At 64.1% G+C, this 6,539-nt stretch carries 5 protein-coding genes and 1 pseudogene; 5 read left to right on the plus strand and 1 reads right to left on the minus strand.

Features of this window, described 5'->3' with window-relative positions; all coding sequences use genetic code 11:
* The 4 genes and pseudogenes from AC1DJT_RS33080 to AC1DJT_RS33095 form a co-directional block, all read left to right on the plus strand.
* On the plus strand, window positions 1–320 hold a 320-nt coding region (locus tag AC1DJT_RS33080; RefSeq protein ID WP_476835729.1), incomplete at its 5' end, for an ATP-binding cassette domain-containing protein.
* A gap of 73 nt (window positions 321–393) precedes the next feature.
* Complete coding sequence (locus AC1DJT_RS33085) at window positions 394–1,836, plus strand: aldehyde dehydrogenase family protein (protein WP_441489934.1); 1,443 nt, start codon at window positions 394–396, stop codon at window positions 1,834–1,836.
* A gap of 459 nt (window positions 1,837–2,295) precedes the next feature.
* Entirely contained in the window at window positions 2,296–4,083 is a 1,788-nt protein-coding gene (locus AC1DJT_RS33090; RefSeq protein ID WP_476835730.1) for a peptide ABC transporter substrate-binding protein, read from the plus strand.
* A 136-nt stretch (window positions 4,084–4,219) separates the two neighbouring features.
* A pseudogene (locus AC1DJT_RS33095) lies at window positions 4,220–4,630 on the plus strand (AtzH-like domain-containing protein).
* A gap of 51 nt (window positions 4,631–4,681) precedes the next feature.
* On the opposite strand, the gene AC1DJT_RS33100 reads toward AC1DJT_RS33095, so the two are convergent.
* Window positions 4,682–5,692 carry an Ldh family oxidoreductase gene (locus AC1DJT_RS33100; RefSeq protein ID WP_441508035.1) on the minus strand — a complete coding sequence of 337 codons (1,011 nt, stop codon included), beginning with the start codon at window positions 5,690–5,692 and terminating at the stop codon, window positions 4,682–4,684.
* Between the two features lie 185 nt (window positions 5,693–5,877).
* Between AC1DJT_RS33100 and AC1DJT_RS33105 the strand changes: the two genes are divergently transcribed.
* On the plus strand, window positions 5,878–6,539 hold a 662-nt coding region (locus tag AC1DJT_RS33105), incomplete at its 3' end, for a fumarate hydratase (RefSeq protein WP_476835731.1).

The following is a 6,539-nucleotide window of genomic DNA, read 5'->3' on the forward strand; positions in this document are numbered from 1 at the left end:
CCGGTGGGCAGCGTCAACGCGTGGCGATCGCCCGGGCACTGGCGATGAACCCCACCCTGATGCTGTTCGACGAGCCGACATCGGCGCTCGATCCCGAGATGCGCGAAGAGGTTCTCCAGGTCATCCGCAAGGTGCACCAGGAGCACAACATGACCATGGTCATGGTGACCCACGAGATCGGGTTCGCCAAGAGCGTCGCCAGCCGGGCCATGCTGCTCGACGCCGGACAGATCGTCGAGGAGGCCCCTGCCCGCGCCTTCTTCGAGAATCCGGCCGAGGAACGCACCCGGCGCTTCCTGCGCGCCATCATCAACGATTGATCCTTGGCGATTGCCTTCCCCTCGCGCAACGCCGGCATTMGTGTGCCGGCGCGCCGCCACACGAGTCCCTGCAATGATCCAACCGAACTACATCGGCGGAGAGTGGCGTCACGCAAGTGAAGCGATCGCCAACATCAATCCGTCGAACACCAATGACATCGTCGCCCATTACGCGCAGGCCACTCATGCCGACGTGCAGGACGCCATCGACGCAGCTGCGACAGCCTTCCCGGCCTGGTCGCGCTCATCGATCCAGCTCCGGCACGATATCCTGAAGGGTATTGGCGACGAGATCCTCGCTCGCAAGGACGAACTCGGGATGCTGCTTTCCCGCGAGGAGGGCAAGGTGCTGGCGGACGGCATCGGTGAGGTCGTGCGGGCCGGGCAGATCTTCCACTTCTTTGCCGGTGAGTGCCTGCGCCTGGCAGGCGACAGGTTGGCCTCGATGCGTCCCGGCGTCGAGGTCGACATTACCCGGGAGCCTGTCGGCGTCGTCGGGCTGATCACGCCCTGGAACTTTCCGATCGCGATTCCTGCCTGGAAGATCGCGCCTGCCCTCGCCTACGGCAACTGCATCGTCCTCAAACCGGCCGAACTGGTGCCGGGCTCCGCGCATGCGCTGGCTGACATCCTTGCCAGAGCCGGCCTTCCGGCCGGCGTCTTCAACCTCGTGATGGGATCGGGATCTGTCGTCGGCGAAGCGATCCTGCGCAGCGATAACGTGGACGCAATCTCCTTCACCGGCTCTGTCACCACGGGCCGCAAGGTCGCAGAGGCCTGTGTCGCATCCGACCGGATGAAGAAGATGCAGCTCGAAATGGGCGGCAAGAACCCGCTTGTCGTGCTCGACGATGCCGATATCGAACTGGCGGTTGGGTGTGCGCTCAATAGCGCCTTCTACCAGACCGGGCAGCGTTGCACCGCAGCGTCCCGGCTGATCGTCACCGACAAGATCCATGACAGCTTCGTAGAGCGCCTGATCGATGCCATGCACGGGCTCGTCGTCGACGATGCGCTCAAGCCGGAAGCAAGCATCGGACCCGTGGTTGACCAGAGGCAGCTCGATCAGGACCTGCGCTATCTCCGCCTTGGTCAGGAGGAAGGCGGCCGGCTTGCGTGCGGCGGTGAGGTTCTCGCGCGGGCCACGCCAGGATTCTATCTATCGCCGGCGCTGTTCACCGAGATCGACCAGACCATGCGGATCGCCCGCGAGGAGGTCTTCGGGCCAGTCGCAGCAGTCATCCGCGTCAAGGACTATGACGCCGCGCTTGCCGCCGCCAACGATACAAGGTTCGGCCTCTCGGCCGGCATCTGCACGACGAGCCTCAAATATGCGAGCCACTTCAAACGCAACGCAGAGGCCGGAACGGTCATGGTCAATCTTCCGACCGCCGGCACGGATTACCACGCGCCCTTCGGTGGCCGCAAAGGTTCGTCCTACGGCCCCCGGGAACAGGGCCGCTACGCGCAGGAATTCTACACGACCGTGAAGACCGCCTACACGCTTCCGGCCTAGCCGCCGGAGGGTGGAGAATCGGCTGGCCGAATCACGGGCATTTTTCCGAAGTCCACTGCGCCGGGATGGCCGACGTCCGGCGCAGGCCGCGACGGGGGCATCGTCAGCACGCCGGTGCGAGCCATTCAGTCTCGACATGGCCTTCGGCTGGTCCCTGCCCGCACCTCGGTTTCGGGGCAGGTCTATCGTTGTGCCCTCTGCCAATTCTTGGTGCCCGCCCCAAACCTTCTCCAAAGCCATGTCATGAAGCCGCGTTGCTTGCTGCGGCTGCGGCCTAATCCACGCCGATACGCTTCGTTGCACGAACGCCCGCACGATCGGCGCATGCAGCATTGGCCATTCTGCAGCGCCCAGTTGACGCTTTCGCTGGCCCATGCCTTGCTGACGGCTGCTTGAGGGAAAAGCAGGGGGCGCAAGACCCCCGGAACATTATCAACGGCCTGTCGGCGGAGGGTATTTATGAACGAACACGACCTGCGAGGTTTGATCGCGGATGTGAAGGAAGGTGGCCTGTCGCGGCGCTCCTTCGTGCAGAAGATGGTGGCGCTGGGACTGAGCGCACCGATCGCAACCCAGATGTTGGCCTGGAACGGCGTCGCGATGGCCCAGTCGGCCGACGACTACAAGCCGACCAAGGCCGGTGGCGGCGGGCCGCTGAAGATCCTGCTCTGGCAGGCACCGACCCTGCTGAACCCGCATTTCGCCAGCGGCACCAAGGACCAGATCGCCTCGCGCGTTTTCTTCGAGCCGCTCGCCGGCTGGGACAAGGACGGCAATCTCGTTCCCCAACTCGCCGCCGAGATCCCGACCAAGGCCAATGGCGGAGTGTCTGCCGACGGCAAGGAAGTGATCTGGAAGCTGAAGCAGGGCGTCAAATGGCATGACGGCAAGCCGTTCACCGCGGATGACGTCGTCTTCACCTGGGAATATGCCGCCGATCCGGCCACCGCCGCCTATACGACCGGCGCCTACAAGGACATCAAGGTCGAGAAGATCGACTCCCACACCGTCAAGATCATCTTCAAGGATCCGACGCCGTTCTGGGCCGATGCCTTCGTCGGCGTCGCCGGCATGATCATCCCGAAGCACCATTTCGGCGAGTACAAGGGCGCCAAGTCGCGCGAAGCCCCGGCCAATCTGAAGCCCGTTGGCACCGGCCCCTACAAGTTCGTCGAGTTCAAGCCCGGCGACCTGCTCACGGGCGAACGAAACCCCGATTATCACGTCAAGAACAAGCCGCATTTCGACACGCTCGAAGTCAAAGGCGGCGGTGACGCGGTCTCGGCGGCGCGTGCCGTGCTGCAGACCGGCGAATACGACTATGCCTGGAACATGCAGGTCGAGGACGAGATCCTCAAGCGCATGGAGACCGGCGGGCGCGGGCGCGTGGTGGTGGTTCCTGGTGGCGACGTCGAGTTCATCATCCTCAACCCCACGGACCCGTGGACCGAGGTCGACGGCGAACGTTCGAGCGTCAAGACCAAGCATCCGACGCTCAGCGATCCGGCGGTGCGCCAGGCGATCAACCTCCTGATCGACCGCGACTCGATCCAGAAGTTCATCTATGGCCGCGGCGGCACGGCGACGGCGAGCTTCGTCAACGAGCCGAAGCAGTTCAAGTCGCCGAAGCTGAAGTATGAATTCAGCGTCGACAAGGCCAACAAGATCCTCGACGACGCCGGCTGGAAGAAGGGCGCCGACGGTATCCGCGAGAAGGATGGCAAGAAGCTCAAATACGTCTTCCAGACCTCGATCAACGCGCCGCGCCAGAAGACCCAGGCGATCATCAAGCAGGCCTGCCAGCGTGCCGGCATCGATCTCGAGCTGAAGTCGGTGACCGCGTCCGTGTTCTTCTCCTCGGACGTCTCCAATCCCGACACCTACACCAAGCTCTACTGCGACATGGAGATGTACACCACGACGCAGCCGCAGCCGGATCCGGAGCGCTTCCTGAACCAGTTCGTGTCCTGGGAAATCGCCAACAAGGAGAACAAGTGGCTCGGCCKCAACGTCTCGCGCTATGGCAGCAAGGAAGCGGATGAGGCCTACAAGGCTGCGCAGAAGGAGTTCGACCCTGTGAAGCGCGCCGCGCTGCTGATCAAGGTCAACGAGATCTTCTGCGAGGCCAACATCATCCTGCCGCTCCTGTCGCGCACGATCGTAGGCGCGTCGGCGAACAACCTCGTGCCCGATATTTCGGGCTGGGAAGTCACGACCTGGAACCTTGCGAGCTGGTACCGCACCTAGCCGTCCAGCGCTCCGGGACCGAATCTGGTCCACCGCTTCGCCGCCCGCTCCCATCCGAATGGGAGCGGGCGGAACTCTGATCATCCTATGACAGGGGGCGGAGGCCGGCTTGATCCGTCGGCGCCATGTATGAAGGCTGCACCGTGCCCGACCTGATCCCGAATTTGCCCATGTCGTTGCCGAAATCGGCGCATTGTTCGAACGCTACGAGCAAGCCCTGATCGACAAGGATGTGGCTGTGCTGGATGCCGCATTCTGGGACAGTCCGCACACCATCCGATACGCGTTGCACGAGAATGGCTATGGCTTCTCGGAGATCCACGCCCACCGCGTTTCTCGCCCGCCGGGGCCCGGTATCAAGGAAAAGCGGCTGCGGCTGGAGATTCTCACTCTGGGGCGCGACATTGCCACGGTGAACCTGGAGTTCAAGGTCCGCGGGCAGGACATGGTCGGCCGGTAGAGCCAGACCTGGGCGCGCTTCCCCGATCTCGGCTGGAAGGTGATCTCCGCTCACGTATCAACGATGGAGGGGCCGCGCCTCTGGTGAGCAGCCGCGCCCCCTGCTTCGCTTTGACAGTCGAGGCCCCTGCCCCCCTAGTCAGCTTCCAATGGCGCTTGCCCTCAGCGCAGCGAGCGTCCGGCTGTCGACCGCCACGATCTCCTGTCGGAGCTTGGCGTTCTCCCATTTTGCCTGACCGGGGACACGGATGGCATTAGTACCGGGGGCGCGGCGCCCGCTGCTGATGCGCTCCCGCTCGGCTGCGGCGCGGCAAGGCAAGGCCTCAGCGCCGAAAGCGCCCGGATTCAGCGTCAGGAACAGAAACGAGCAGTCATTCGGTTGCGCGGCGTCGCCGTAGAGCGCTTTCACCTCGGCTCCCACGGCACCACCGGACAGGAGCCCGCACAGCATGTCGACCGCCAGTGCGAGGGCAAACCCCTTGGGGCCGCCGGTGGGCAGAAGCAGCCCCCTGATTGCCTCGGCAGGGTCGGTGGTCGGAAGCCCTTCCGACGTTACGGCCCAGTTCGCCGGAATCGGCTCGCCGCGCTGCTGGTGATGGCGAATGCGGCCGAGAGCGCCTTCGCTCATGGCGACATCGACCACCACCGCAGGCTCGTCCGCAGTCGGAATGGCAATCGCGATCGGGTTGTTGCCGACAGCCGGCTCAGCCCCGCCGGGGGCCGGCATCAACGGCCGCGTATTCGACATCGCAATCCCGATCATGCCGGCCTCAGCGGCCTGGGCGGCATAGCGACCGGCAGCGCCGAAATGAAACCCATGACGCACGGCAACCGCGCCGATGCCGAAACTCCGAGCCTTTGCGATAGCCAGGGTCATGGCCTGCTCGGCGGCCAGATGACCGAGCATGTGGCGGCCGTCGAGAACCGCAACGGCGCCATGGTCACTCACGCACAGAGCTTCGTCATGCGGCGAGACCGAGCCCTTGCGCAGGCGTTCGATATAGAGCGGCACATGCATCAGCCCGTGCGAGCTCAGGCCCTGCTGCTCCGCTTCGACCAGGGCTTCCGCAATACGGCTCGCGCCGGCGGGAGAGAGTCCGGCGCCGGCAAAGACAGCGGCAACCTCCGCGACAAGATCGGCAACGCGCATCGGAACGGCGCTTGGTATCTGAGACATCATCAGGCCTGTGACGGTGAAACTCGATCGATCCTAGGAGGGGCTGGATAGCAAAGTATGCACAGCGCGCTCATTTCATCGTGCGAAACGCCGGCGCTTTGAACCATCCCCCCGTCCCGGCCCGCTAGGTTGGGCAGAGGTGAACTGGGCAGCGGCGCATGGCGATAACATATGATCTGGTGAAGGAGGTCACGGCCAATCTCTATGACTGGTCGCTGCGCCGGATCCCGGAGACATCGAAGAGCGCCCTGCGTAATGCGGTCGAGACCGAGACCGTGCCCCATGCACGCAAGACGCTGGCCTTCATGCTCGACAGTGCGGAAACGGCGGAGCGGACCGAGCGCTTCCTGTGCTCGGATGCAGGGGTTCCGAGCTATGCCGTGAAGATCGGATCGGGTGTCCAGATGCGAGGCGACATCCGCCAGGCCATCGTCGATGGCTTCGAGCACCTCGTCCAGACGATCCAGCCGCCGATCCTGCGCTTCGTCACCAATCCGCTGACGAATGAGCGCAGCTACAAGGGCAAGGACATGCCGCTGGTCTCCTATGACCTGCTTGGCGATGTCGACTACATGGATATCACCTGCGCGCCGAAGGCGCTCGGCGGAGGCCGCTGGGCTGCGATCGAGACGCTGGTCAGCCCGAGCCTCGATGAGATCGAACGCTGCATCCTCGAGATGGTCATGCGTGCCGGCGGTCAGCACTGCCCTCCCGTGGTGATCGGCGTCGGTATCGGTGGCACCTTCGACCATGCCGCCAAGCTCTCCAAGGACGCGACGCTGCGGCCATTCGGCCACCATAATCCGGAGCCGATGGTTGC

The sequence above is a fragment of the Allobosea sp. 05T422_2 genome (genome assembly GCF_056396265.1).